Raw genomic sequence first — 24,956 nt, forward strand, 5'->3', positions numbered from 1 at the left:
CTGCTCCCGGATAGAAGATCGCGGGAGAGAATAGCATCGAAACAGATGGTTTTAAGATCGACTAGCGATAAATCTGTGATATGTCGGGAAATTTATGGCCTTGCGGCTGGGGCCGCGCTGCCACGCCAGCCGCACCAGCCAGCCCGCCAGCACCGCGAGCAGCGCCACCTCCGCGCCCAGCAGCAGCCGCTCCACCAGACCGATCATCACCCGCTCGCCCGGCAGCGCCACGTACGTGATCGCCAGCAGCCCGAAGCCCCCGGCCAGCGACACCCACTCCACGGCCCGCGCCACGGGCTTCCAGGCGGCGTCCTGGCCCAGCCTGGGCACCAGCAGCGCGCCCGCCGCCGGGAGGCTCACGAAGGCCGCCACGGACACGTAGCGGTGGATCTGCGCCGCCAGGTCGAGGTCCTGGCCGATGGGTGTGGTCGGGATGACCGCGGCCACCATCAGGGCTCCCGACCACACCATCAGCAACCGCTCGGGCCACCCCCGCACGGGCGCCCCCGACGCCCGCAGGCCCAGCAGCAGCGCCAGCGACCCGATGCCCAGCACCGCCATCGCGACCTCCGTGACGCCCCCGCGGTCGGACACGGCGTACTCGCTGATGGTGACGTTCAAGGGGTCGAGCTGCGGATCGGGGACGAGCTGCCCCACCACCACGGCCACCACCGAGAACAGGATCGATGCACAGGCGATCCAGGGCGCCAGCCTCTTCACTGCTGCGGTCATGCCAGAACTCTCCCGCGACGGGGTGCGGACCCACATCCGGCTACACCCCCGACCCACCCCTGACCCGACCCCGAGACCCCGCCCCTACCGCCTTCGTCCGACGTCGGTAGGGCCCCGACCCTCCATGCTGCGAAGACACCCTCAGAGGGCAGGAACACCCGACCTCCCCCGGGGGGGGCAACCAGGTCACTCCACCCCACAATCCCCCTAGGGGACCCAACCCCGCCCACGCAAACCTCCCCGCCGTTGGGGGTGCCGTCCTTTGAGGGGACAGGCAGGCGGCCCGTCCTCGCCACCCTTGCCCGCCGCCCGGAGTCCCTTGAGGGAAAGGGCCGGGGGCCCGTCTTCGCCACCCTTGCTCGCCGCCCGGAGTGCCGTCCTGAGAGGGGAGGGCAGGAGGCTCGTCTTCGGCGCCCTTGCCCTCCGCCCGGGGTGCTGTTCTTGTGAGGGGTGCTGGGGGCTTGTGCCGCGGCCGAGCTCTTCCTTCGAACGGACGGCACCCCCGGCGGCGGGAAAGGTGATGCCGGGGAAGGGTGCCTCGCCCCTCCCGCAGAAAGGACGGCACCCCCGGCGGTGGGGAAGGGCCGAGGCCGGGGGTGCTGGGGGTGAGTCCCCTAGTCGAGGATGTGGGTGGTGGCGCGGTGGTAGCGGGCGCGGAGGGAGGGGAGCGGGTCCCCCGTGTACGTCTCCGCGTCCCCCGAGCGCCAGTCCGGCGACGTGGTGACCAGCGTGGCCGCCTGGTACGCGGCGCCGTCGGCGACGTACTCGGCGGGCGGCGGGACGCTGATCGGGAGCCCGAAGACGGTGGGGGCGATGCGGCGGACGGCTTCTGAGCGGGCCGCGCCGCCGATGAGCAGCACCCGTTCGGCCTGCATCGACAGCGCGTCGAGCGCGTCGGCGAGCCCGCACAGCATGCCCTCGATGGCGGCCCGCGCGAGGTGGGCGGGAGTGGAGGTGGCGAGCGTGAGCCCGTGGACGGACCCGGTGGCGGTGGGCCGGTTGGGCGTCCGCTCACCCTCCAGATACGGCACCAGCGTCAGCCCGTCGGCCCCGGGAGGCGCCTGGAGGGCGAGCGCGCTGAGCTCGTCGAGCCCGACGCCGGCGATGCGGGCGGCGGCGTCCATGACGCGGGCGGCGTTGAGCGTGCAGACGAGCGGCAGGAACCGCCCGGTGGCGTCGGCGAACCCGGCGACGAGCCCCGCGGGGTCGGCGCTGGGCGTCTCGGCGACCGCGAACACGGTGCCGGAGGTGCCGAGCGAGACGACGACGTCACCGGACCGGGCGCCGACGCCGAGCGCCGCCGCCATGTTGTCGCCGGTGCCGGGCCCGACCAGGATGGGCCCGTCGTTGGCGGGCTCGACGGGCCCGAGCACGCGCGGCAGCAGCGGCACGGTGCCGAGCGCCGCCTTGAGCAGGTCCGTACGGTAGGAGCCGGACGCGGGCGACCAGTAGCCGGTGCCGGAGGCGTCACCCCGGTCGGTGACGAGCCGGTCGAGCGGAGGGGTGGGCGCGTCGGCCCAGGCCGCGACGGAGAACGGCCCGCTTTCGAGCGCCCCGAGCAGCCGCCAGGTGAGCCAGTCGTGCGGCAGGCACACAGCGGCGGTGCGGGCCACGTTGGCGGGCTCGTTCTCGGCGAGCCAGCGCAGCTTGGTGACGGTGAACGAGGCCACCGGCACGGATCCGACGGCGTCGGCCCACGCCTGCGGCCCGCCCTGCTCGGTGATCAGGTCGGTGGCGGCCTGCGCGGAGCGGGTGTCGTTCCACAGCAGGGCCTCGCGTACGACCTCGCCGGACTCGTCGAGGCAGACCATGCCGTGCTGTTGACCGCCCACGCTGATGGCGGCCACGCCGTCCAGCCCGCCGGCCTCCTCGATGGCCTGCAACAGCGCCGTCCACCAGTGGGACGGGTGTACTTCCGTGCCGGTGGGGTGGGGTGCGCGGCCCTGCCGCACCAGCTCACCGGTCTCCGCGTCTCGAATGACGACCTTGCAACTCTGCGTGGAGGAATCGACCCCTGCGACCAGCGTCACCCACGAACTCCTAACAAGTGCTCCAGCGCAAGCTGGTTGAGATGCGTGAAATGGTATCCGCGGGCGGCGGCCGCCTCGGGATCGAAGTCGTCGTCCGCGAGATCGGCCAGCGTCTCGCCGCGGTTGAGCGTGGGCAGGCCGAGCTCGTCGACACGAGATGCGCGCATCGCCTCCCGCACCTCCGGATCAGCCCTGAAGTTCCGTGCTTTCTCCCGAAGTATGAGGTATGTCCGCATATTAGCGGCGGCCGAGGCCCAGACGTCAGCGTGGTCCTCCGTACGCAGCGGCTTGTAGTCGAAGTGCCGCGGACCGTCGTAGCCGCCGTGTTCGAGCAGGTCGACCAGGAAGAACGCGCTCATCACGGCGCCGTGCCCGAAGACCAGGTCCTGGTCGAAGCGGGGCCCGTGCTGCCCGTTGAGGTCGATGTGGAACAGCTTGCCCTGCCACAGCGCCTGGGCGACGCCGTGGACGAAGTTGAGGCCGGCCATCTGCTCGTGGCCCACCTCCGGGTTGAGCCCCACCATCTCCGGGTGCTCCAGCTGGGAGATGAACCCCAGCGCGTGCCCGATGGTCGGGAGGAGGATGTCGCCCCTGGGCTCGTTGGGCTTGGGCTCGATCGCGAAGCGCAGGTCGTAGCCGCGCTCGCGGACGTAGCCGCACAGCAGGTCGAGGGCCTCCTTGTAGCGCCCGAGCGCCGCGCGCACGTCTTTCGTGGCGTCGGACTCGGCGCCTTCGCGCCCGCCCCAGCACACGTACGTGGTGGCGCCGAGCGAGGCGGCCAGGTCGATGTTCCTGGTGACCTTGCGCAGGGCGTAACGCCGTACGTCGCGGTCGTTGCTGGTGAAGGCGCCGTCGCGGAAGACGGGGTGGGTGAACAGGTTGGTGGTGGCCATGGGCACTTTCATGCCGGTTTCGGCAAGCGCTTTCCGGAAGGCCGCGATCGCCCGTTCGCGATCGGGATCGACGGCGAGCAGGTCGTCGTCGTGGAAGGTGACGCCGTAGGCCCCCAGCTCGGCCAGGCGATGCACGCTCTCGACGGGATCGAGGGGCGCCCGTACGGCGTCCCCGAACGGATCGCGCGCCTGCCAGCCGACCGTCCACAGACCGAACGTGAATCGATCGTCAGGGGTTGGCTCGTACATGGTTCGATGCTCCCCCGGTGATCAGTTGTGCACAACCATGCCGGGCACAATCGCACGATCTCGGGCCCGCCACCGGACGCCCCGCCGCCCCTGAGACCCTCAGAGCCCTTCAGAGACCCTCAGGGACCCTCAGAGACCGGAGGGATCGCGCCCCACGCTGATCTCCTCGGCGATCTTGCGGATCTCCGTCACCTCGAGGCCGGGAGCCTTGGGCAGGTGGCGCAGCAAAGCGTCCATCACCACGGGGACAGGCTGGCCGGCGAACCGGCCGGCGATCCCATGAACCGCCCTGAACAGCGCCTCTTCGGTGTCGTGCATCGGCCTCTCCTCGGTCGGGTACCCGGCAACGCTACGGCCTCCGTCCGACACTTCGCGCCCTAAGACTCCAGCGTGTTCCGGACCGTGGCGCAAATCTCGTCCAGCCGGCGCACCTGCTCGGGCGTCAGCGCGTCGAACAGGCTGCGGCGCACCTCCTCGACGTGGCCAGGGGCGGCGGCGGCCAGCACGGCGTACCCCTCGTCGGTGAGCACGGCGAAGCTGCTGCGGCGGTCGGACGGGCACGGCTCGCGGCGCACCCACCCGCGCTCCTCCAGCCGCCGTACGGCGTGCGACAGGCGGCTCTGCGAGCTCTGGGCCCTGGCCGCCAGCTCGCTCATGCGCATCGCCCGCCCGGGCGCCTCGGAGAGCGCCACGAGGATCACGTAGTAGGCGTGCGGCATGCCCGCGTCGCGCTGGAGCTGCCGGTCGAGCGCCTCGTTGACGAGCTGGGTCGCGGCCAGGAAGTTGCGCCAGGCGCGTTGCTCGTCCTCATCCAGCCATCGGGTCACGCTCCCAATTTAGTTGAACTCTCATATACTTGATGATCGGGACTCCGTCGAAAGGGGCGAACCATGCCGGTCCAGCGGCTCAACCACGCCGTCCTCTACGTGCGCGACGTGGAGGAGAGCGTCGCCTTCTACCGCGAGGCGCTCGGTTTCGACGTCGTCATGAGCATGCGCGGCGCCGCGTTCCTCCAGGCGCCCGGCTCGTCCAACGACCACGACCTGGGCCTGTTCCAGATCGGCGCGGACGCCGCACCCTCACCCGCCGGGCGCACCTCCGTCGGCCTCTACCACCTGGCCTGGGAGGTCGACACGCTGGAGGAGCTCGAACGCGTCAGGGCCAAGCTGGCGGAGCTGGGCGCGCTGGTCGGCGCGTCCGACCACAGCACCACCAAGGCCCTCTACGCGCGCGACCCCGACGGGCTCGAGTTCGAGGTGTCGTGGCTGGTGCCCGCCGCGCTGCTCACCGAGGAGACGCTGGCCGGGCGCACCCGGGTCCGCCCCCTCGACCTGGACGCCGACAAGCAGCGGTACGGCGCTCAGACCAGGGGCGGCGTGGGCGTGTCGATCCCCGCCTGACGTACCGTGGAGGTATAAGCCCTCTGGTCCCACGGAGAACCGGCCATGCCAAGCGATCCTGACCATGTGGTCGACGCCATCGACGGCGTCGTCGAGGAGTGGGAGACGCTGAGCGCCGACGCGATGCGCTGGGCGCCGCCCGAGAGCAAGAGCCCCGACCTCATGACCGAGGTGGGCGAGATCTTCGGGCCGCTCGTCAACGCCTTCACCACCGCGCTGCGCCCGCTCGGCGACGCCTTCGAGCGCGTGCTGACGTCCCTGGAGGAACAGGCCGATCGCCTCCCTGGCCCCGACCACCGCGACGACTGACCCCGATATCGGACCACCTACAGTCGGACCACCGCACAGACTGCCAGCGCCACGTCCGGCAGCGTGGCTCAGGCGTGGGCCTGCCGCATCGCCCGCAGCGGGCCGCTGAGCTTGGCCAGCTCGGCCAGCATGGCGTCGGCCCCCGCCTCCATCTCGGCGCTGGGCCGCAGCGTGCCGTCCTCGGTGAGGTGCTGCGGCACGAACGGGATGATCACGCCTTCCAGCACCGGCACCATCTTCATCGTGCTGACGACGTGGCGCAGGCCGGTGACGGCGCGGGTGCCGCCGGAGACGCCGCCGTAGCTGACGAAGCCGGCCGGCTTGTGCTGCCACTCGTGGTGGAGGTAGTCGAGGGCGTTCTTGATCGTGGCGGGGAAGCTGTGGTTGTACTCGGGGGTCACGAAGACGTACGCGTCGGCCCGCTCCACGGTGGCGCTCCACTCCTTGGTGTGGGCGTTGACGTATTGGCGCAGGCGGGGGTGGTGGGGCTCGTCCATGAACGGCAGCCCGACCTCCGCCAGATCGACCAGCTCCACGTCGAACAGGCCCGAGCCGGCGGCCGTGTCGCGGAACCAGTCGGCCACGGGACGACCGGCCCGACCTGGGCGGGTGCTGCCGACGATGACCTGAAGGACGGGGTTGACTTCCATGATGACTCCTGGTGAGGCGGAGGATGACTGCTCAACATTATTGAGCAGCTACATATTTCTTAGCAAACGGTACACTGGACCCATGAGTCCCTCGTCGGTGTGCACGCGCTTTCACATCGCCCTGGAGTTGATCGGCGCCCGCTGGTCGGGCGCGGTGATTCACATGATCTTCAAGGGCGCCCACCGGTACGCCGACCTCAAGGCGGCCATCCCCGGCATCAACGACACGATGCTGGCCAGGCGGCTGCGCGAGCTGGAGTCCGCCGGGCTGATCGAGCGCCGGGTGCTGCCCACCTCCCCCGTACGCGTCGAATACCACCTGACCGAAAGGGGCAAGGAGCTGCGCCCGGTCGTGGACGAGCTGATCACGTGGGCGCACAAGTGGATCCCGCTGCCCGAGGACGAGGCCGCGTCCGCCTGAGGCGAGATCCTGTTACCTTGCCGACCGTGAGCGGATTGGGCACCCTGATGCGGCACGTGCACGAGCTGATGGACGGCGCCATCGCGGAGATCTACGCCGGCCACGGCCTGCCCGACTACCGCCCGCGCTTCTCCCCCGTCGTCCGCACGCTGGTCGCCGACGGCCCGATGACCATCGGCGCGCTGTCGAAGGCGATCGGCGTCAGCCACTCGGCGGCCAGCCAGACCGTGGTGCAGATGCGGCGGGCCGGGTTCGTCACGCTGGAGAAGGGCTCCGACGCCCGCCACCGCATCGTCCACCTGACCGAGAAGGCCCGCGCCGCGCTGCCGCTGATCGAGGCCGAGTGGGCGGCGACCACGCGCGCCATGGCCGAACTCGACGCCGAGCTGCCGGCCCCGCTCGCCCAGGTCATGGCGGCCACGTTGAAGGCTCTCGAACGCAGGCCCTTCCGCGAGCGGATCGGTGACCTAGAATCGTTCACATGACCTGGCGACATTGATGCATAACCCGAGACCCGCGCGGGGCGCGCGGTCCTCCGAGGCGACGAGCGCTCGGAGTGTCCGTTCGATCCCGTGGAAGGTCTCATGCTCGTCGCATCGTTGTACGCGTACGCGTTCCTCAGCGAATTCATCCTGCTTTATCCGGTATACGCGCTGCTGTTCACCGATACCGGTCTCTCCGTGGCCCAGGTCTCCAGCCTGTTCGCCATCTGGTCCCTGACGGGCCTGGTGCTGGAGATCCCGTCCGGCGCCTGGGCCGACGCCGTCTCGCGCCGCCTGCTGCTCGTCCTCGGCCCGCTGCTGACGGGGGCCGGCTTCGCCCTGTGGGTGGGGTTCCCGTCCTATTGGGCGTTCGCGGTGGGCTTCGTGCTCTGGGGCGCGGGCGAGACGCTGATCTCCGGCTCCTACGAGGCCCTCGCGTACGAGGAGCTCGAACGGCGTGGCCAGGCCGGCCGCTACGCCACCGTCATCGGCCGGGCCACCGCGGCGAGCATGATCGCCACTGCTGCCGCCATGGCGGTGGCGGTGCCCGTGTTCGCGGCGGGCGGGCATCCCGCCGTGGCGGTGGCCAGCGTGCTGACCTGCCTCCTGTGCTCGGCCACGGCCCTGACGCTGCCCGAGCACCGCGTACGCCGGGTCGCGCCGTCCTACCTCGCCGTGCTGCGCGAGGGCATCGCCCAGACCAGGGCCGACCGGCGGGTCACGCACGCGGTGCTGCTGGTCGCCTTCGTGGCGGCGCTCTGGGGCGGCCTGGAGGAGTACATCCCCTACCTCGCGCTCGAAACAGGGGTGCCCGAGGCGGCGGTGCCGCTGCTGGTGCTGCTCGTCACGCTGGGCATCACCGCGGGCGGCCTGCTGGCCGGGCCGGCCGAGCGGCTGCCGCCCCGGGCGTACGGGCTGCTGCTGGGCCTCGCCGCGCTCGCCCTGGCGGCGGGGGCGCTCAGCCGGCACGTGGCGGGGTTCGTGCTGATCGCGCTGGCGTTCGGGGCGTTCCAGCTCGCCGGGGTGCTCGCCGACGTGCGGCTGCAGCAGCGCATCACCGGGCCCGCGCGGGCCACGGTGACCTCGGTCGCCGGGCTCGGCACGAGCGTGGTGACGCTGGGGCTCTATGGCGTGTACGGCGCCCTGTCGCCGTACGCGCTCAACGGGACGACGTTCGCGCTGCTGGCCCTGCCGTACGTGCTGATCGCCCTGCTCACCGCCCGCGCCCGTCAGTAGCGTGACGGGATGCGCTTGGGCAGCGGCGGCGGCGCCGGAGCCGGCTCCTCGACGAGGACCGGTTCCGGCCGCTCCGAGCCCCGCCAGCGCGCGGGGAAGATCGACGCGGCCAGCAGCACCGCCCCCGCGGGCAGCGACCAGGGGTCGATGAGGTCGAGGTACGCCTGCGCGTAGTCGGCCCGCACCTGCCCGGCCCACGGCGTACGGGCGAAGATCGCCGTACCGGCGAACGCCAGGCCGGGCACCAGCGAGGCGAGCGGCGAGATCCGCGACCCGCAGAGCGCGCCCACCAGCACCATGGCGGCGACGAGCGCGCCCGTGGCGAGCCAGTCAGTATCTTGACTCGCGGAGTAGAGAAAGCCCGCCGCGATCAGCGGCGTGGCCGGCAGTCCTGCGCCGGCGCCGAGCACGTGACGAACACCATTACGCACAGAGAACACCTCCAGCCACGGCACCCTATCCAGCCAGCAGGTCCTTCACCTTTAAGGCAGAAATCTCACCCTTGCCACCTATGACCGAAAAGGCGTCATAACACCGAAATAGTGTCCGTTTGGTATCTGAGCATGGGCCGCCGCAGCCGTTAACTTGACAGCACCCCCACCCGAGGAGTGCACATGTTGAGTAAGCGCTGCGCGCTGACGGGCGGCATCATCCTCGCCGTCTGCCTGGCCACCCCCATCAGCCCAGCATTAGCTGACCCAGCACCTCAATCCGCCTCCCCCTCCGCACCCCCCGAGATGATCGACGCTCTGGAGCGCGACCTCGGCCTGTCGGAAGCACAGGTCGTCACCCGCCTCAAGAACGAGGAGCGAGCCGCCGTCACCGAGAAGAACCTGTCCAGCGACCTGGGCGGCACGTTCGGCGGCGCCTGGCTGAACGACGACGCGAGCAAGCTGAACGTCGCCACCACCGACCCCGCCGCCGCCCCCGCCATCGAGGCGCAGGGCGCGCAGCCGGTCATGGTCAAGCGCTCGCTCGCGCAGCTCAACGGCATCATGCAGCAGCTCGACCAGGCCCCGGAGAAGGCCAAGGCCGGCGCGGCACTCTGGTACGTCGACGTCAAGACCAACACCGTCTCCGTCCAGGCGCCGACCGTCGAGGCCGCCGAGGCACTCGCCGACGCCGCGGGCGTCGACCGCAACGCCGTCACCGTGTCCGCGACGGCCGAGCAGCCCAAGCCGTACATCAACATCATCGGCGGCGCCGCCTACTACATCGGCTCCAGCCGCTGCAGCGTCGGCTTCGCCGTCACCCGCGGCAGCACACCGGGCTTCGTCACCGCGGGCCACTGCGGCCGGGCCGGCTCCCGCACGACGCAGCCCACCGGCACCTTCCAGGGCTCGTCGTTCCCGGGCAACGACTACGCGTGGGTCGCCGCCCCGAACAACACCGTCACCCCGTACGTGCGCGGCTCCGGCGGCGCCAACGTGACCGTGCGCGGCTCTACCCAGGCGGCCGTGGGCTCGTCCATCTGCCGCTCCGGCTCCACCACCGGCTGGCGCTGCGGCACCATCCAGCAGCACAACGCCAGCGTCCGCTACTCGCAGGGCACCGTCAGCGGCCTGACCAGGACCAGCGCGTGCGCCCAGCCCGGTGACTCCGGCGGCTCGTTCATCTCGGGCAGCCAGGCGCAGGGCATGACCTCCGGCGGGTCGGGCAACTGCAGCATCGGCGGCACGACGTACCACCAGCCGGTCAACGAGGCGCTGAGCGTGTACGGCCTCACGCTCCGCACCGGCTGACCCCTCCTTGCAGGACCCGCGCGGCGTGCCCCTCCCGGGGCGCGCCGCTTCGGCGTTCACGCGACGCGGTAGCCGACCCCGCGGACGGTCTCGATGATCGGCGGGTCGCCGAGCTTGCGGCGCAGCCGGCCCACGGTGACGATCACGGTGTTGGTGAAGCTGTCGGCGTTCTCGTCCCATACCTGTTCGAGCAGCAGCTCGGCGCTCAGGAAGCCGGGGCTGGCCCGCAGCAGCGCCTCCAGCACGGCGAACTCCTTCACCGACAGCTCCAGCCGCCGCCCGTCCCGCACGGCGGTCCTGCGTACCGGGTCGAGCGCGATGCCCGCCACCCGCAGTGTGCGGGGGCGCGCGTCCGGGCGGCGGCGGGCCAGCGCCTGGATGCGCAGGATCAGCTCGGGGAAGTGGAAGGGCTTGGCGAGGTAGTCGTCCGCGCCCAGCGCGAGGCCGCTGACCCGCTCGTCGGGCTCGCCGGCCGCGGTCAGCATCAGCACCATCGGCCGTTCCGACCGCTCGGTGACCATCTGGCACAGGACGTCGCCGTGCAGTCCCGGCAGGTCCCGGTCGAGGACCACGACGTGGTACGCGTTGACGTCCAGCTTGGCGGCCGCGGCGAGCCCGTCGTACGCGACGTCCACCGCCATCCCCTGGTCGCGCAGCCCTTCTGCGACGACCTCGGCGAGCGCGTCGTCGTCCTCGACCACCAGGACCCTCATGCCGGCAGCGTCACCGTCGCGCGCAGGCCGCCCGAGGGGCGGGCGAGCAGGTCGAGCCGGCCTCCGTGGGCCTCGGCGACGGCGGCCACGATCGACAGGCCCAGGCCCGACGAGCCGGTGCGTTCCCTGCCGAGGCGTTCGAAGGGGCGCGCCAATCTGTCCACCTCCCGCTGGTCGAGGACGGGGCCGCCGGTCTCGACGACCAGCGTTCGCCCGGTGCCGGTGATCTCGATGAAGCCGCCGTCCTCGTTGTGGCGTACCGCGTTGTCCACCAGGTTGTCCACCAGCCGGGCCAGCAGCTCGGGGTCGCCCGTCGTTGTCGTCCGCACGTCGGTCGTCACCGTCAGGTCTTTCACGTCCCTTTCCGCGAGCGCGGCCCGTACGAGGTCCGCGAGGTCGATGCTCTCGGCCTTCGCCAGCGCCCCGTGCTGGGCCCTGGCCAGCGCCAGGAAGCCGTTCACCAGGTGATCGACGCGGTCGAGCTGCCTTCTGAGGCGGGCGGCGAGCGCCACCGTCGAGGGGCCGGGGTCGGGCTTGGCCACCGCGACGTCGAGCGAGGCCCGCATGGTCGCGAGCGGTGTGCGCAACTCGTGGGAGGCGTTGGCGACGAAGCGCCGCTGCGCGGTGAACGCCGCCTCCAGCCGTTCGAGCAGGCCGTCGATGGTGTCGGCCAGATCCTTGACCTCGTCGGCCGGGCCCGTGACGGCCAGCCGCCGGTCCAGGGTGTCGGAGGAGATGCGGCGGGTGGCGGCCGTGATGTCGCGCAACGGGCGCAGCACCCTTTTGGCCAGCATCCGGCCCACCAGCACCGAGACGACCGCCATCACCGCCATGGCCAGCATCGAGCCGATCAGCAGCCGCTGCGCCTGCTCGTCGTACGCCGCCGCCAGCCGCTCCTCCAACTCCCTGATGCGCTGGTCCGCGCTCTGCCCTGGCACGCCTCCCGCCGGGACGCTGACTTCCACGCCGCCGGACAGGAAGAAGGACAGGGTCAGCAGCGCGACGCCGGACAGGAGGAACACGGTGGCGTACAACATCGTGAACCGTGCGCCGACGGTCCCACTGCGCGGCCCGATCATCCTGCCAGCATGCCCTGCGGAACCTAACAGCAGCGTGACAGCACCGGTTCTGCTCGCGTTACGCGCCGCTTCGTAGAACCAACCCCATGATCCCTCTCCTCCGTCCTGGACGCCTGATCGCCCTGGCCCTCGCGGCCGCCGCCATCATCGTGCCCGGCCTGTCGCCCGCGTCCTGCTCCGGCTTCTGCCCCGACCCGATCGTCGCCGCGGACGGCACCGCCGTCAGCGACCGCTTCTGGTTCTTCCACCGGGAGCTGGGCCGCGAGGGCGCCATCACCGTCCGGCTCGCCGCGATGACCGGGACGATCACCTACCCGCCGCCGCGCCACGACCGGATCGTGTCCGGGCTGGTGCCGTGGGCCAAGACCGGGATCATCGTCAAGGACGGGCTGCGCCAGGGCTCCTCGTACGCCGCGCTCATGATGACCGGGCGGCACGGCCTCCGGTTCCAGCACGACTACCTGCACGACGCCGCCGTCCCAGGCACCGCGCGCTGGCTGCGCCTGACCCGGTCCGGCGACGTGATCACCGGCTACACCTCCGCCGACGGCGCCCGCTGGGACCGCGCCGCCTCGGCCACCCTCAAAGGGCTGCCGGAGACCGTACGGGTGGGGCTGTTCGCCGCCTCGCCCGGCGATCTCACCCTGCGCGAGACCGGGCTCGGCGGGACGATCGAGGAGGTCCGCTTCACGCAGGCCGTCGGCGTCTTCGACCACGTCACCGTCGAAGGCTCCGCCGGCGGCTGGGGCAGCGATTCCGTCGGTTCCATGAACGAGACCGACTGGGAGAAGCACCACAACGCGTCCGGGGTCGTGTCGAAAGACGGCACCATCAAGATCAGCGGCACCGGTGACATCGGGCCGCTGCCCGAGGAGGGCACCCGTGCCATCGAGAGCTCCCTGGTGGGGCTGCCCCTCGCCCTCCTCATCCTGGTTGTGCTGAGCGCCCGCTCCGCGAAGACCGTCGCGACCGCCACGTTCGTCACCGGCCTGCTGGCGATCGGCACCGTCATCCTGGCGCAATCACCGGATTCGCTGCTCACCGCCTTTCGCGTGATCGTGGGCTGCTCTCTGGCGCTCGCGCTCTGCACGGTCATCGCCCATGGGCTGGGCCGCTTCCGTCTGCTCCTAGGGGTGGCCCTGATCGCGCTCCCCGCCATCCTGACGGCGTTCCCGCTGCTTCCTGACCCGGTCGCCGAGTGGCTGCTGCGGGTCACGCCGGCCGCCGGATTCGCCATCAAGCAGACGCTGGTCGAGTATCCGCAGGTGACGGCCCACTACGCGCCCTCGACGGGTTACCACCCGCTGCCGGGCTGGGCCGGGATGGCCGTCCTGGGGGCGTACGCACTGATCGTCATGCTGAGGCGCGATGAGTTTCGGTCTCCCGACAGGTCTGCATGACCGAGAGAAAGGACCTCCCGCCATGCAACGACCCGTACTCGGCAGTCTCCTCCTGTCCAGCACCGACCCGGAACGTCTCCGCACCTGGTACGCCACCGCCCTCGACCCGTCGGACAGCACCGAGGTCAACGGTTACCGGGTGCTGAAATTCGGCGATTTTTATCTATTTATCGACACCCGTCAGGACATCGCCGACAAGAACCCGGAGCCAGGGCGGGTCATCCTGAACTTCGACGTCCCCGACGCCCGCGCGGTCGCCGCCCGCATGGAGCAGGCCGGCACCCAGTGGCTCGCCGACCTGGAGGACCGCGACGGAAGCCTCTTCGCCACCGCCATCGACCCGGACGGCAACTACGTGCAGATCATCGAACTGAGCGAGGAACACCGCCAGGCGTCCTCGTAGGCTTCGACCATGGATTGGCTGACCTGGCACGACCAGTACGACGTCCCCGGCTCCTACCTGGCGCAGCGCTTACACGTCGTCCAAGAACGCATCCGCCTCGCACTCGACGCCTCCCCGCCCGGCCCGCTGCGGCTCATCAGCCTCTGCTCGGGCCAGGGCCGCGACGTGCTGGAGGTGCTCGCCGAGCACCCGCGCCGCGACGACGTCCGCGCCCGCCTGGTCGAACTGGACCCGCACAACACCGCGATCGCCTCGGAGGCGATCGCGTCGCACGGACTCGACCAGGTCGAGGTGCTGACGGCCGACGCCGCACTCACCGACCACTACCAGGACCTGACGCCCGCCGAGATCGTCCTCGTCTGCGGCGTGTTCGGCAACATCACGGACGAGGACATAGAACGCACCATCGACACCTGCCCCCAGCTGTGCACCACCGACGGCGTGGTCATCTGGACCCGCCACCGCCAGGCTCCCGACCGGGTGCCGCTGATCTGCCGCTGGTTCGAGGAACGCGGCTTCGAACGCGAGTGGGTGTCACCCCCGGAGGCCGGCTTCGGCGTCGGCGTCCACCGCTTCGAAGCCGGCCCCCGTCCCCTCGTGCCGGGGCGGCGCATGTTCACGTTCACCGATGACTTCCGGACGGAAACGCCGTCTTAAGCGCTGAGCGACACGAAGGTCGCTCGACAACCGCGACCCCCGGGAGTCCCGATCATGCGGAAACTGATAGCGACGGTCTTCAACTACTCCCTCGACGGCCTGCTCGCCGACCAGGACACCGACTTCTGGAAGTTCTGCTTCGGCCTGCCGGAGAACAGCCGGCCCGACGACCCGGCCCACCTCGAGTTCCTGCGCGGCGCCTACGCCCACGTCATGGGCCGCACCACGTACGAGGGCACGTCCGAGGCCATGATGTCCTCCCCCGGCCACCCCTTCTCCGAGCTCCTGACCAGCGGCCGCAAGGTCGTCTTCTCCCGGACGATGCGGACGGCCGAGTGGGCCAACACGACCATCGCCGCCGGCGACACCACAGAGGAGATCGACAGGCTGCGGCAGGGCGGCGACGGCTACATCATCGTCTGGGGCGGCGTCCGCCTCTGGCACTCCCTCATGCAGCGGGACCTGCTCGACGAGCTGCGCGTGAGCATGTTCCCGTATGTCGCCGGTGAGGGCACCCGCCTCTTCGACGGCGTCCCGAAGTCGTACGAGCTGGAGCTGATCTCCAGCGCCCCGTCCAGCAGCGGGATCGTCGAGCTGCGGTACCGCCGCCCCCGCTGACTCAGGAGGCCACTGATTCAGGGGCTGCTCCGAAGGGGTTGTCGACGACGTAACGCCACCTCCCGTCGGGCCCCCTCCTGGCGACGTCCGTGGCGGTCCCCTCGATGTGCACGGGGCGGCCGTCACGGTCGGTGCCGTCGATGACCCAGTCGACGATCAGCAACGCGACGTCGCCCGTGGCGTAGACGTGCCGCGGCCGAACCGTGATCGGCACCCCGAGCCCCTGGAACCGGGCGTTGGCGTCGTACGCCTCCCGCCCGGTCAGCGGCGCCCCCGGCTCCGGCACGAACACCGCCCCGCTCTCGTAGATTTGAGCCACCCTCTCCGGATCCCCGCTGTTGAACAACTCGGCGAAAACGAGAGGCACGTCCTCGGGACGTTCGGCAAGCATCACCATGTCCTTTCCGTAGACGCGGCAACGCTAGGAGGCGCCCTCGTGACTCACCAAACAGTCAGTCACCCGGCCCGGCCGGGCCTGCCCGACGACCCGCGGGCCAACGTCCCGGCCCCCACCCCGTCCTGCCCCGTGGAGATCACCCTCGCGGCCCTGCACGGCCGCTGGACGACCCTGGTGATCCGGGAATTCCTGAAAGGCGACCACACCTTCTCAGAACTCCGCGAAGCCCTTCCGGATCTGTCGGACAAGGTGCTCTCTGACCGCTTGGCACACCTGACGAACGCCGGCATCCTCACCCGCCACCGCGAGCCAGGCTGGCCACCCCGCGTCCACTACACCCTCACCCCCCACGGCCGCAGCCTCGGCCCCGTCCTGCAAGCCCTCTGGGACTGGGGCTCAACCGCTCCGACGAGGCACCCCGAGGACGGCTAGGAAGCCATCGGCACGGGCGGCACGACCTGGACGATGCGCGCACTCCCAGCGGCCACCCTCGTCTCATGCATCGTGACCACATCCCCCGGCACGAGATGTCCCCAATACTCAGGAGTCAACGGGACCAACCGCACCCGCGCACATCTTCCCGGCTCCAGCGCAACACGCCCCTCCACCCAAAGACCGGCGATGGCTTTCCTTGCACGCCCTCCATCGTGCAAGGAAAGCTCAGCAAGGAAGGCACCCGCGGACGCCTCGCTCCGCCGCCACTCGTACCAGACCACATCAGATTCGAGCCACAGCAGGCGGGCGACATCCGCCAGCAGCGTCCAGAACGCAGGCGGGCACGGCTGCACATCACCCAGCTCCTGGAGAAGGACGAGCGCCATCTCCCACTCATCGTGCGCCACGTAACCGACGACGTCAGCGCCGAACTCAGTCCGTACGTCGGCGGAACACAGCCGTGCGGCCCTCAAGAGAAGATTTGCGGGGTCAGGCACAGCGTTCAATCGCGGCGGCGTTCAACCCGGGCCCGCCTACGAAACTCATCGAGCCACCCGGCAATCTGTTCGTCGTCGTGGAAGTAATCCTCATCTGGGCCGGAACGCAAGTCGACGCCGCAGAGATGCATCAACGCCTCCCACACCGGCTCATCGTGCCCCTCGACCATGTCGGCGGCCACGAACTGCGCCGCCCACCGATCCACTTCCTCCCGAGTCATGTCGCCCCGGAGCAGCCCTTCGAAATGGGCTTCGACCTCCGCGCGCGTCGGTAACGCCACCATGGCCCGCATGCTTGCACGCCCTCACAGGCAGAATCACCCGGTTCTCGCGACGAATGCGTACTCCCCACCGACCTCGCCGAGGCTCGCACTCCACCCACCGCACCCCGTCGTAGAGGTAGGCACCGAAGAACCCCATCAGTTCTCATCCCCCTGTTGGCGGGCGCATCTTTTCCTGGCCGATCTTGGCACGGTCGATCCCCGGCCCGAATCGACGCCGGTACTCCAACGGAGTGAGCCCGATCTTGCGACGCATCAGCGCACGCAGATTGGCGGCGGTGCCCAGCCCGCTCTGCCGCGCGACCGTCTCGAAGCGTGGCTCGCCCCGCTCGATCAACCGGCAGGCCAGGGCGAGTCGCTCGCCGGTCAGCCACGCCAGCGGTGTGGTGCCCATCTGTACGTGGAAGCGGCGGTGCAGGGTGGCCGGACTGACCGAGGCGCGCGCCGCGAGGTCGGACACCGTGAGCGGGGCGTCCAGACGCTCCTGGGCCCAGGCGAGGATGGGCGCCAGGGACTCGTCCGGCACCTTGGGCACGGGCCGCTCCACGAACTGCCGTTGCCCGCCGTCGCGGTGGGCGGCGAAGACGAGCCGCCGGCTCACGGAGTTGGCGACTTCCGCGCCGTGATCGCGGCGGACGATGTGCAGGCCGAGGTCGAGCGCGGCTGCGCTGCCCGCGGCCGTGAGGATGTCGCCGTCGTCCACGAACAACACGTCTGTTTCGAGCCGGACGGAAGGGAAGCGGGCCCGGAAGGAGTCCGCCCACTGCCAGTGTGCGGTGGCCTGGCGCCCGTCGAGGACCCCTGCCTCGGCCAGGGTGAAAGCACCGCTGCAGAAGCCGACCAGGCGAACGCCGCGGGCATGCGCCCGCCGGATGGCATCGAGCACGGCGGCTCTGCGGGGCACCTCGACGTCGGGACGGTTCGGGACGATCAACGTATCCGCCGATTCGGCCGCCTCCAGGCCGGCGACGCCCGTGAGCGTGAAGAACCCGTCCCTCATCAGGGTGCGCGGCTCGGGGGAGCACAGGCGAAAGTCGTAGAGATCGCGTCCGAGCTCGGGCCTGCGCAGGCCGAAGACCTCGGTCGCGCAGCCCAGCTCGAACGGGTTGGAGTTCTCGTCCACGATCACGACGACCCGGTGCAACCCGGCGGCATGGTCAACGTGCGAGGATCCTTGCGTCATGTGCTATTCCTAGCACTCACGCAGAGCGCGCTCGCTGGACCAGCATGGATGCGTGAGCATCGAACCCATCGCCCTCAGTGAGGCCCTCGCCTCCTTCGACGCCCTGTGGAGCCCGCGCATCGTCACGCGCGTCAACGACTACGACGTCCGCGTCGCCAAGGTCGAGGGCGAGCACATCTGGCACGTCCATGACGACACTGACGAGTTCTTCCTGGTTCTCGATGGAGAACTGCACATCTCCTTGCGCGAGCCAGGTGGGGAGCGCACGGTCCGGCTCCCCACGGGCGCGGTCTTCACCGTCCCCCGTGGTACGGAGCACAAGCCGTCCGCGCCCGCCGGAGCCGCGATCCTCATGTTCGAGCCCACTGGGACACCGACGGTCGGCGACCGCCACGCCGAGATCCCCGACCACATCGACGCGACGACAGGACACGCACTCGACTCCTGAGGACGCCCCTCAAGATCACAAAGGCCCTCTTCTCCAAGTACGGGAGAGGGCCTTTCACGTGCGGAGGATGAGGGACTCCCTCAACGGGCTGCGGCGAACCCACAGCGATCGAAAGGGAGCCCACGAGGCGGCGGTCAGGACCATACGATCATGCTGTGTCCGAGTTCTCGACTCCTCGCCGTGAGATCGGCTTGGCTCCGGCGGCCTGCACTGAAAACGGGAGTGACGATGAGCAGTCTTCTCAGCGCGCTCACGGGCGAGGTGACGCCCGACTTCAGAGTCTTCGTCGTCGCCGGCGTCCTCGACGGCCAAACAGTGGGCTCGGCGGTCGAAGGAGAAAGGGAACCACCGGCCGGCAGGATCGCAGCCGGGCACGACGGGCTCATCATCCGAACGGCATACCGTCCCTACTGGGAGATGGTCCACAACCGGTTCGAGCGGTGGGATGGGCCGCCCCCTGTGGATGACTGGGAAGAGCTTTGGACCGGCCGGCTCACACTGACATCCGGACTGATCGGCGCCGAAGCTTGGGCGGCTGAATCTTCGCACGATATGGAGTTCGACCTTGGGCAAGGCGATACCACCTGGTCCACACGGGTAGCCACCAAGGTCCTTCGGACCGAACACGAGCCCGACTTCCCTGACGCAATCGCTCGCATCGAGCTCTACAAGATCCAATTCTGGACCTGAACGCTCTGGGGATCGCCCTTGAGACAATCACAAACCACTAGATTGGCTGTGGCGCGCCATCTGAGGGCGAACGCAGGAGAGCGGTCGCTGTGGGAGAACCCGCGGACCCCGTCGGGAGCCGGACCGTGATGGAACGAGGAAGACATGAGTCGATATTTCAAGGTCGGCGAACAAGTCCTCTGGAACCCCTCCAACGGAGTCGCCGGCCTCCTCATACGGGGATGTACAGGTGAGCGAGCAATCCGCATGCCCGCCAGGGGGTCGGCCAGGCGATGTCGAGCGATGGGCGGCCCTTTCGGCGCAGCACGCTCGGGCAATGCCACGCTGAGACTTCCACCGGACCTGCCCAGGGGTTCAGCTCGGATCGTGCCGCTCCTGGCTCGCCACGGGCTGAACCGGCTCGCCTCCCATCGCGCGGACTGAGGACTGGAAGGTCGGGCAGGCCATCCTCAAGCAGGCCGGCGCCAGGAACGTCCGGGTCCACGACGCCCGGCACACCGCCGCGATCCAAACTGCAACCCTGATGCCCGCAGAGATCAAAAAGGCCCTTCCCCGATCACTCGGGGAAGGGCCTCTCACCTGCGGAGGATCGGGGATTTGAACCCCGGATGGCCGGTAAGACCAAACCGCATTAGCAGTGCGGCGCCATAGACCTGACTAGGCGAATCCTCCTGGGAGCCAGTGCGGCTCAGCACAGCGTACCGGCCTTCTGGCGAGGCGGCAAAGCGATTGGTTCGTGGGCCGCCTCGGCGAGTTATCAACAGGCTGTGGGTAACTGCCTGTGGATGAAGCCCGCCCAGAGTTGGGGCGGGCTTCAGGGGCTGTGGATAACTGAGTTTCCACAGGAGGTCCCAGGCGTTCCGGATCTGTCGGTCATGCCAGGGCCCACAAAACGACGGGTCAGGCGGCCGGGTTGGCCTCGCCCTCGATCTCGATCTTGACCTTCTTGCCCACCAGCACGCCACCGGTCTCCAGCGCCTGGTTCCAGGTCAGGCCGAAGTCCTCGCGGTCGAACTCCGTGGTGATCGAGAAGCCCCACACGGCCTGACCCCACGGGTTGGTGCCGGCGCCGCCGTACTCGACCGTGAGCTCGACCTCGCGCGTGACGTCGCGGATGGTGAGGTCGCCGACGACGGTGAACTCGTCGCCCGAGTGGCCGGTCACGCGGGTGCTCTTGAACGTGATGGCCGGGAACTTCTCCGCCGACAGGAAGTCGTCGCTGCGCAGGTGGCCGTCACGGTCGGGCATGCCCGTGTCGATGCTGGCGGTCTCGATGGTGAGCTCGGCGGACGACTCGAGCGGGTTCTCGGCGATCGTGACCGAGCCGCTGAACGTGCCGAAGTGGCCGCGGACCTTGCTGACCATCATGTGCTTGACGACGAAGCCGACGTTCGTGTGCGCTGCGTCAATGGTGTACGCCCCGGCGGCGGGGATGGTCAGGGACTCCCAGGTACGGGTGGACATCGGGGTTCTCCTTGGAAGGACGGTTGTTACGTGGATGTCTGCGGCAACAACTTTCTACCCGAGGAATATTCCTTCCGTCAACTATCGTCGGCTAAGGTATGAATGTGATGAACGTGGACGACCCCCGGGTGACGGCGATCGGACTCCTGCACGAGGTGCACGCGGGCTTGATGGACCGCTTCGCGCCGGCACTCAACGCCGCGGGGTTGTCGGACGTCGATTTCGAGGCGCTCATCCGCTTGGCACGTTCCCCTAGCCGTCGCCTGCGCATGAGCGACCTGGCCGCCCAGACGGGATTGTCCACCAGCGGGGTGACCAGGGTCGTCGACCGGCTCGAACGCGAGGGCCTGGTCCGCAGGGAGGCCTGCTCCGCCGACCGCAGGGCCTCCTACGCCGCCCTCACCGTCGAGGGCCACGACCGGCTGGAGCTCGTGCTGCCCAAGCACGTACAGGACATCGAAGACCTGTTCACCGGCCAGCTCGAAAAGGACGAGCTGGAGGCGTTCCTGGCGAGCCTGCGCAAGATCCGGCAGGTGGTCCGCCCCTGCGCCACCGCCGGGGCCGCCGGGGCCGCCGACGGCGGCGCCGCCGACCCTAGCCTGCCAGCGCGTTCCTGAGCTTGGCCATCGCCCGCGAGACCGTGCTTTTGACCGTTCCCACGCTGATCCCGAGCGTCTTGGCGATCTCGGGCTCGGTCATGTCCTCGTAGTAGCGCAGCACGATCGCGGCGCGCATGCGTTCGGGCAGCTCGCGCAGCGCCTGTTCGAGCGCCTCGTGCACCTCGCCGACCGGCTCGTGGTGGTCGTGCACGACCTCCGGCAGGTCGTCGGACGGGTACTCCTCCACCTTGCGCCGCCGCCACTGCGAGATGTTGATGTTGACCATGGCCCGCCGTACGTATCCGTCCAGCGCCCCGCGGTCCTCGATGCGGTGCCAGGCCAGGTACGTCTTGGTGAGCGCGCTCTGCAACAGGTCCTCCGCGTCGAGCGGGTGCCCGGTGAGCTGATGCGCCTGGCGCAGCAGCGCGGGACCGCGCGCCCTGACGTACTCGCGGAACTCGTCTTCCCAGCCGGTGGTCTGCATCGTGGCCAGAATCGCAGCCTGATGCCCATTTGTGCCCGAACCGCAATTCAGGTTTCGGCCCACCGCAGACAAAGGTAGGTCAAGGTTGGTGGCGGTTTGTACGACGCCGTAGGTGAAGGCACTTCCCCAGGGATGCGGATTTTGCTCTCATCCCCGCTGCCACGGCGTGATCAGCCTCTGAGTCGTGTGACCCTAGTACCCGAGGCGAGGGAGGGCGGATGGGCTATCCGAGCGTTGAGCGTCGCAGGGTGCTCGCCGCGGCGGCGCTCGGCCGCGAGGGGGGCGTTCCCGGCCCCGACGCGGGCACCGGCGAGCCGCTGCGGGCCGTGGCCGGCGAGGTGCTCGACGTCAGCCCGCACCTGATCACCATCGAGACCCCGGGCGGCGCCGAGGAGCGCCTCGTGATCGCGCCCTGGGCCACCGCGTGGCACGGCTCCGAGGTGGCGCCCGCCGACCTGCCCGTGGGCTGCATGGTGCTCATGCGGGCCATGCGCGAGGGCCGGGTGGTCGATCGCATCTGGGCCGACACCACCCGCATCACCGGAACGATCCTGTCCATTCAGGGCCGCCGTGACCTGACCGTCGAGCTCGACTGCGGCCCGCACCGCGGCCATCGTACGGTCGTCATCCCCTACCGCGCCTCAGGCCGCCTCCAGGTGCGCCATCCGCTGTTCGAACCCGGCTACCTGTTCGACGCGATCGGCATCCGGCAGGACGGCGCCGGTCTCGCGCTGCTGCCCGCCACCTCGCAGCCGCCCTACCCGGCGCGGACGGTGCCGCCTCCGCCGCCGGCGTACGCGGGCGCCCAGTCCCGCATCGCGGGCACGGCCACCTGGTCCGACACGTTCGACGAGGAAGAGCGCGGCGCGGCGTACCCCATGTTGGAGCGCGCCGACACCGGCTGCCCGCAGGCGGGGGTGTCGTGCGCGGGCCTGCCGTACCTCGCGCTCGGCTCGCTGCTGCAGGTGCGCAACGTGTGCACGAGCCGCTCGGCCAACGTGCCCGTGGTGGCGTGCGGGTGCGTGGCGGGGCGGTTCTGCGACCGGTGCGTCGAGTGCGACACCTCCCCGCGCGGGCGGATCGCGGAGCTCTCACCCTCCTCGTACGTCGAACTCGGCGGCGAGCTCATCAAAGGGTGCTTCAATGCGCAGATCGGATTGGGGTGACGTTCGTGCTTGAATCACAGCTCCCGCTCCTGATCGTCATGCTCGCCCTCGGCACGGTGGCGAAGGTGGGCACGGTGACCTCCGGGGGTGAGCCGGGTTCGCTGTCGAGGCTCGGGCCCGCGGTGCTGGTGCCGGGGCGCATGCAGGCTCCCGCGCTGCTGGTGTGCGCGGCGGCCGAGCTGGCGCTGGCCACGGGGCTGCTGGTGACGACGCATCCGCTGTTCCGGTGGGGCACGGTGGCGTTCTTCGCGCTGTCCACGTACGTGCTGCTGGAGCTGCGCAGGCGGCGGCCCGACGCGGGCTGCGGCTGCTTCGGCGAGGTGAGCTCGGCCCCGGTCGGGCTGCGCTCGATCGGCCGCACGGTGGTGCTGACCGGCATGGCGGTGCTGTCGGTGTGGGCGCCGGTGCCCGGCTGGGTGTCGGTGTTCCATCTGTCGTGGTACGCCGCCGCCGGCGTGGCCCTGCTCGTGCTGCTGTCGCCCGAGGTGGAGGAGCTGATCGACCGCGTACGCTTCCGCGCCCCCTGCGAGCAGCGCCGCGGCCCGGCAGAGTCGGTCACCCTGTCGCGGCTCAGGTCGAGTGGCGTCTGGCGGGCGAGCCGGGCGGAGCTGGTGTCGGCGCAGCCGTACGACAGCTGGCGGGAGCTGTGCTGGCGCTTCTTCGCCTTCCGCAACAACGACGGCGACGACGTGGTCTTCGCGGTCTATCTCAGCGGGCGGCGCCCGGCGGTGCGGATGGCCGTGGTCAGCGCGCAGGACAGCGAGCCTCTCGCGGAATATACGCCAGTATCGGCCTGACGCTAGACAGCACTAGATTTCGCTCGACAGGCATGGCGATATAGCTCTATTGGGCTGTCTAGCTTCCCCACTAGACAGCCCAATAGAGGTCTAGGGGCGTCGCTCAGATGGGCTGAGCACGCAGGAACTTGCCGAAGTGCGGCACCGTGAACGCGATCTGGCCGCGCTCGGCGCTGTAGATGAGCCCTTTCTTGATGAGGCTGTCGCGGGCCGGCGAGAGGCTGGACGGCTTGCGCCCGAGCGCGTCGGCCACCTCGGCGGTGGCCACTGGCTCGTCGCCGATCTGCGCCATGGCGTGCATGTAGTCGCGCTCGGCCGGGGTGGCGCGCTCGTAGCGGCTGCCGAAGAAGCCGACCGCGAGCTCTTCCTCGGCCTCGGGCGCGGAGACCTTCACGTCTTCGAGGGTGATGGGGCTGCGCGGCGCGAGGTCCCAGGCGACCTTGCCGTAGGCCTGCACGAAGTAGGGATAACCGTCGGCGGCCTCGTAGAGGGCGTCGAGCGCCTCCTGGGTGAACTCCACCTCCTCCTCGCGGGCCGGCAGGATCAGCGCCAGGTCGGCCGCCTCGCGGTCGAGCTTGTCGATGCGCGCGTAGCGGAAGAGCCGCTCTGAATAGCTCTTGCTAGCCGACAGCACGCTGGGCAGGTGCGGCAGCCCGGCGCCCACCACGATCAGCGGCCCGCCCGACTGTGACAGCTCGTGGCAGGCCGCGCAGAGCGCGGAGACGTCGGCGGGCTGCACGTCCTGCATCTCATCGATGAACAGCGCGATGCCCACCCCCAGGTCGGTGGCCACGCTCGCCGCGTCGACGAAAAGCTCGGTGAGGTCGATCTCCAGGTCGCCGGAGTCGGCGCGCCCGCGGCTGGCGGGCACCTCGATGCCGGGCGACCAGTGGGAGGTGCCCTTGGCCGCGGACGGGTCGCGCATCGCGAACGCCTTGAGCACGCCGAGGAACTCCTCGATGCGCTCGGGCGCGCGGTGACGCGGAGCCAGCTCGCGGATGGCCATGTGGAGGGCGGCGGCCACCGGCCGCCTGATCGACTGGTCGGGCCGGGCCTCGATCTTGCCCGTGCCCCACAGCCGCTGCATGGCCATGGACTTGAACGTGTTGAGCAGGACGGTCTTGCCCACTCCCCGCAGGCCGGTCACGACCATGCTGCGCTCGGGACGGCCGCGGGCCACCCGCTCCAGCACGACCTCGAACTGCTGGAGCTCACGATCGCGCCCGGCGAGCTCCGGCGGGCGCTGCCCGGCGCCGGGAGCATAGGGGTTTCGCACAGGGTCCACGCTCTCGGACTTTATTGCCGGATATAGCGGCCGTCTTAGATTTGGGAAGAAAGTGCTACGGCGTGTCCGAGCAGGGGCCGGCGCGAGCACCGTCATCGGACACACCCCCTCTCACCAGGCCGAACCTCTGTTCGATTGCGGTACCTAGAACTGTAGCGCGGACTCGAACACCTATGCGATGGTTTCGAGTAAAGATCTTGGGAACACCAGGAGCCC

General features: G+C 69.9%; 32 protein-coding genes and 1 tRNA gene. 16 read left to right on the forward strand and 17 right to left on the reverse strand.

The window, feature by feature from the left end:
- Positions 1 to 51: 51 nt before the first annotated feature.
- The 5 genes from AB0K28_RS11990 to AB0K28_RS12010 form a co-directional block, all read right to left on the reverse strand.
- Complete coding sequence (locus tag AB0K28_RS11990; RefSeq protein WP_364368305.1) at positions 52 to 732, reverse strand: DUF998 domain-containing protein; 681 nt, start codon at positions 730 to 732, stop codon at positions 52 to 54.
- Positions 733 to 1,346: 614 nt separating this feature from the next.
- Positions 1,347 to 2,762, reverse strand: coding sequence for an FGGY family carbohydrate kinase (locus AB0K28_RS11995; protein ID WP_364368308.1), 1,416 nt, complete (start codon positions 2,760 to 2,762; stop codon positions 1,347 to 1,349).
- The gene (xylA, locus tag AB0K28_RS12000) at positions 2,759 to 3,904 is read right to left on the reverse strand and encodes a xylose isomerase (protein WP_364368311.1); all 1,146 of its coding nucleotides are present in this window, start codon (positions 3,902 to 3,904) and stop codon (positions 2,759 to 2,761) included. Before xylA ends, AB0K28_RS11995 begins: the two co-directional genes overlap by 4 nt.
- A gap of 129 nt (positions 3,905 to 4,033) precedes the next feature.
- Positions 4,034 to 4,222: a hypothetical protein gene (locus AB0K28_RS12005; RefSeq protein WP_138690643.1), complete on the reverse strand. Its 189-nt coding sequence runs from the start codon at positions 4,220 to 4,222 to the stop codon at positions 4,034 to 4,036.
- 59 nt (positions 4,223 to 4,281) lie between these two features.
- Positions 4,282 to 4,731, reverse strand: a complete 450-nt coding sequence (locus tag AB0K28_RS12010) for a MarR family transcriptional regulator (protein ID WP_345393739.1) — start codon at positions 4,729 to 4,731, stop codon at positions 4,282 to 4,284.
- 63 nt (positions 4,732 to 4,794) lie between these two features.
- Here AB0K28_RS12010 and AB0K28_RS12015 point away from each other — a divergent pair, with 63 nt between their 5' ends.
- Both AB0K28_RS12015 and AB0K28_RS12020 read left to right on the forward strand, forming a co-directional pair.
- Complete coding sequence (locus AB0K28_RS12015; RefSeq protein ID WP_345393736.1) at positions 4,795 to 5,304, forward strand: VOC family protein; 510 nt, start codon at positions 4,795 to 4,797, stop codon at positions 5,302 to 5,304.
- 45 nt (positions 5,305 to 5,349) lie between these two features.
- Positions 5,350 to 5,613: a hypothetical protein gene (locus AB0K28_RS12020; protein ID WP_364368316.1), complete on the forward strand. Its 264-nt coding sequence runs from the start codon at positions 5,350 to 5,352 to the stop codon at positions 5,611 to 5,613.
- Between the two features lie 68 nt (positions 5,614 to 5,681).
- Here AB0K28_RS12020 and AB0K28_RS12025 read toward each other — a convergent pair whose 3' ends face one another.
- Complete coding sequence (locus AB0K28_RS12025; RefSeq protein WP_364368319.1) at positions 5,682 to 6,263, reverse strand: NAD(P)H-dependent oxidoreductase; 582 nt, start codon at positions 6,261 to 6,263, stop codon at positions 5,682 to 5,684.
- A gap of 82 nt (positions 6,264 to 6,345) precedes the next feature.
- On the opposite strand from AB0K28_RS12025, the gene AB0K28_RS12030 reads away from it, so the two are divergent.
- The 3 genes from AB0K28_RS12030 (at position 6,346) to AB0K28_RS12040 (ending at position 8,402) form a co-directional block, all read left to right on the forward strand.
- A complete protein-coding gene (locus AB0K28_RS12030) occupies positions 6,346 to 6,684 on the forward strand; it encodes a helix-turn-helix domain-containing protein (protein ID WP_364368322.1) in 339 nt (112 codons plus the stop codon).
- Between the two features lie 26 nt (positions 6,685 to 6,710).
- Entirely contained in the window at positions 6,711 to 7,169 is a 459-nt protein-coding gene (locus AB0K28_RS12035; RefSeq protein WP_345393724.1) for a MarR family transcriptional regulator, read from the forward strand.
- A 99-nt stretch (positions 7,170 to 7,268) separates the two neighbouring features.
- Entirely contained in the window at positions 7,269 to 8,402 is a 1,134-nt protein-coding gene (locus AB0K28_RS12040; protein WP_364368325.1) for an MFS transporter, read from the forward strand.
- Here AB0K28_RS12040 and AB0K28_RS12045 read toward each other — a convergent pair.
- Positions 8,396 to 8,833, reverse strand: a complete 438-nt coding sequence (locus AB0K28_RS12045) for a hypothetical protein (protein WP_364368328.1) — start codon at positions 8,831 to 8,833, stop codon at positions 8,396 to 8,398. The genes AB0K28_RS12040 and AB0K28_RS12045 overlap by 7 nt on opposite strands.
- Before the next feature lie 183 nt (positions 8,834 to 9,016).
- Here AB0K28_RS12045 and AB0K28_RS12050 point away from each other — a divergent pair, with 183 nt between their 5' ends.
- Positions 9,017 to 10,144: a S1 family peptidase gene (locus AB0K28_RS12050; RefSeq protein ID WP_364368331.1), complete on the forward strand. Its 1,128-nt coding sequence runs from the start codon at positions 9,017 to 9,019 to the stop codon at positions 10,142 to 10,144.
- A 56-nt stretch (positions 10,145 to 10,200) separates the two neighbouring features.
- Here AB0K28_RS12050 and AB0K28_RS12055 read toward each other — a convergent pair whose 3' ends face one another.
- Positions 10,201 to 10,857: a response regulator transcription factor gene (locus tag AB0K28_RS12055; protein WP_345393709.1), complete on the reverse strand. Its 657-nt coding sequence runs from the start codon at positions 10,855 to 10,857 to the stop codon at positions 10,201 to 10,203.
- On the reverse strand, positions 10,854 to 11,894 hold the full coding sequence (locus tag AB0K28_RS12060) for an ATP-binding protein (protein WP_364368334.1): 1,041 nt from the start codon (positions 11,892 to 11,894) through the stop codon (positions 10,854 to 10,856). Before AB0K28_RS12060 ends, AB0K28_RS12055 begins: the two co-directional genes overlap by 4 nt.
- A gap of 128 nt (positions 11,895 to 12,022) precedes the next feature.
- On the opposite strand from AB0K28_RS12060, the gene AB0K28_RS12065 reads away from it, so the two are divergent.
- The 4 genes from AB0K28_RS12065 to AB0K28_RS12080 are packed head-to-tail and all read left to right on the forward strand — an operon-like array spanning position 12,023 to position 15,014.
- Positions 12,023 to 13,336 (forward strand): hypothetical protein, encoded by a 1,314-nt coding sequence (locus AB0K28_RS12065; protein WP_364368337.1) that lies wholly within the window; start codon positions 12,023 to 12,025, stop codon positions 13,334 to 13,336.
- A 22-nt stretch (positions 13,337 to 13,358) separates the two neighbouring features.
- Positions 13,359 to 13,739: a VOC family protein gene (locus AB0K28_RS12070; RefSeq protein WP_364368340.1), complete on the forward strand. Its 381-nt coding sequence runs from the start codon at positions 13,359 to 13,361 to the stop codon at positions 13,737 to 13,739.
- A 9-nt stretch (positions 13,740 to 13,748) separates the two neighbouring features.
- Positions 13,749 to 14,396, forward strand: coding sequence for a class I SAM-dependent methyltransferase family protein (locus AB0K28_RS12075; protein ID WP_364368343.1), 648 nt, complete (start codon positions 13,749 to 13,751; stop codon positions 14,394 to 14,396).
- A 54-nt stretch (positions 14,397 to 14,450) separates the two neighbouring features.
- Complete coding sequence (locus tag AB0K28_RS12080) at positions 14,451 to 15,014, forward strand: dihydrofolate reductase family protein (protein WP_364368346.1); 564 nt, start codon at positions 14,451 to 14,453, stop codon at positions 15,012 to 15,014.
- A 1-nt stretch (position 15,015) separates the two neighbouring features.
- On the opposite strand, the gene AB0K28_RS12085 is transcribed toward AB0K28_RS12080, so the two are convergent.
- Positions 15,016 to 15,405 (reverse strand): DUF4440 domain-containing protein, encoded by a 390-nt coding sequence (locus AB0K28_RS12085; RefSeq protein WP_364368349.1) that lies wholly within the window; start codon positions 15,403 to 15,405, stop codon positions 15,016 to 15,018.
- A gap of 45 nt (positions 15,406 to 15,450) precedes the next feature.
- Between AB0K28_RS12085 and AB0K28_RS12090 the strand changes: the two genes are divergently transcribed.
- Positions 15,451 to 15,843, forward strand: coding sequence for a helix-turn-helix domain-containing protein (locus AB0K28_RS12090; protein ID WP_364368352.1), 393 nt, complete (start codon positions 15,451 to 15,453; stop codon positions 15,841 to 15,843).
- On the opposite strand, the gene AB0K28_RS12095 is transcribed toward AB0K28_RS12090, so the two are convergent.
- The 3 genes from AB0K28_RS12095 to AB0K28_RS12105 all read right to left on the reverse strand — a co-directional run bounded on the left by AB0K28_RS12095 (position 15,840) and on the right by AB0K28_RS12105 (position 17,807).
- A complete protein-coding gene (locus AB0K28_RS12095; RefSeq protein ID WP_364368355.1) occupies positions 15,840 to 16,232 on the reverse strand; it encodes a hypothetical protein in 393 nt (130 codons plus the stop codon). The two genes, AB0K28_RS12090 and AB0K28_RS12095, sit on opposite strands and share 4 nt — an antisense overlap.
- Positions 16,233 to 16,348: 116 nt before the next feature.
- The gene (locus AB0K28_RS12100) at positions 16,349 to 16,627 is read right to left on the reverse strand and encodes a hypothetical protein (RefSeq protein ID WP_345393682.1); all 279 of its coding nucleotides are present in this window, start codon (positions 16,625 to 16,627) and stop codon (positions 16,349 to 16,351) included.
- Positions 16,628 to 16,769: 142 nt separating this feature from the next.
- Complete coding sequence (locus AB0K28_RS12105; RefSeq protein ID WP_364368358.1) at positions 16,770 to 17,807, reverse strand: helix-turn-helix domain-containing protein; 1,038 nt, start codon at positions 17,805 to 17,807, stop codon at positions 16,770 to 16,772.
- A 52-nt stretch (positions 17,808 to 17,859) separates the two neighbouring features.
- Here AB0K28_RS12105 and AB0K28_RS12110 point away from each other — a divergent pair, with 52 nt between their 5' ends.
- Together AB0K28_RS12110 and AB0K28_RS12115 are read left to right on the forward strand one after the other, a co-directional pair.
- Positions 17,860 to 18,255, forward strand: a complete 396-nt coding sequence (locus tag AB0K28_RS12110) for a cupin domain-containing protein (RefSeq protein ID WP_364368361.1) — start codon at positions 17,860 to 17,862, stop codon at positions 18,253 to 18,255.
- A gap of 228 nt (positions 18,256 to 18,483) precedes the next feature.
- Positions 18,484 to 18,945 carry a hypothetical protein gene (locus AB0K28_RS12115; RefSeq protein ID WP_345393673.1) on the forward strand — a complete coding sequence of 154 codons (462 nt, stop codon included), beginning with the start codon at positions 18,484 to 18,486 and terminating at the stop codon, positions 18,943 to 18,945.
- Between the two features lie 582 nt (positions 18,946 to 19,527).
- Here AB0K28_RS12115 and AB0K28_RS12120 read toward each other — a convergent pair.
- Both AB0K28_RS12120 and AB0K28_RS12125 read right to left on the reverse strand, forming a co-directional pair.
- Positions 19,528 to 19,617: transfer RNA gene (locus AB0K28_RS12120), tRNA-Ser, on the reverse strand.
- Between the two features lie 228 nt (positions 19,618 to 19,845).
- On the reverse strand, positions 19,846 to 20,409 hold the full coding sequence (locus AB0K28_RS12125) for a YceI family protein (protein ID WP_345393670.1): 564 nt from the start codon (positions 20,407 to 20,409) through the stop codon (positions 19,846 to 19,848).
- Positions 20,410 to 20,516: 107 nt separating this feature from the next.
- On the opposite strand from AB0K28_RS12125, the gene AB0K28_RS12130 reads away from it, so the two are divergent.
- Positions 20,517 to 21,026, forward strand: coding sequence for a MarR family transcriptional regulator (locus tag AB0K28_RS12130; RefSeq protein WP_364368365.1), 510 nt, complete (start codon positions 20,517 to 20,519; stop codon positions 21,024 to 21,026).
- Here AB0K28_RS12130 and AB0K28_RS12135 read toward each other — a convergent pair.
- Positions 21,004 to 21,492, reverse strand: coding sequence for a SigE family RNA polymerase sigma factor (locus AB0K28_RS12135; protein ID WP_364368368.1), 489 nt, complete (start codon positions 21,490 to 21,492; stop codon positions 21,004 to 21,006). The genes AB0K28_RS12130 and AB0K28_RS12135 overlap by 23 nt on opposite strands.
- Before the next feature lie 218 nt (positions 21,493 to 21,710).
- On the opposite strand from AB0K28_RS12135, the gene AB0K28_RS12140 reads away from it, so the two are divergent.
- Together AB0K28_RS12140 and AB0K28_RS12145 are read left to right on the forward strand one after the other, a co-directional pair.
- On the forward strand, positions 21,711 to 22,658 hold the full coding sequence (locus tag AB0K28_RS12140; protein ID WP_364368370.1) for a hypothetical protein: 948 nt from the start codon (positions 21,711 to 21,713) through the stop codon (positions 22,656 to 22,658).
- A gap of 5 nt (positions 22,659 to 22,663) precedes the next feature.
- Complete coding sequence (locus tag AB0K28_RS12145; protein WP_364368373.1) at positions 22,664 to 23,455, forward strand: MauE/DoxX family redox-associated membrane protein; 792 nt, start codon at positions 22,664 to 22,666, stop codon at positions 23,453 to 23,455.
- 103 nt (positions 23,456 to 23,558) lie between these two features.
- Here the strand turns inward: AB0K28_RS12145 and AB0K28_RS12150 are convergent, their stop codons facing one another.
- The gene (locus AB0K28_RS12150; RefSeq protein ID WP_355416186.1) at positions 23,559 to 24,740 is read right to left on the reverse strand and encodes an ATP-binding protein; all 1,182 of its coding nucleotides are present in this window, start codon (positions 24,738 to 24,740) and stop codon (positions 23,559 to 23,561) included.
- Positions 24,741 to 24,956 lie beyond the last annotated feature (216 nt).

Origin of the sequence: Nonomuraea sp. NPDC049504 (assembly GCF_040676845.1) — a bacterium.
GTDB lineage: Bacteria > Actinomycetota > Actinomycetes > Streptosporangiales > Streptosporangiaceae > Nonomuraea > Nonomuraea salmonea.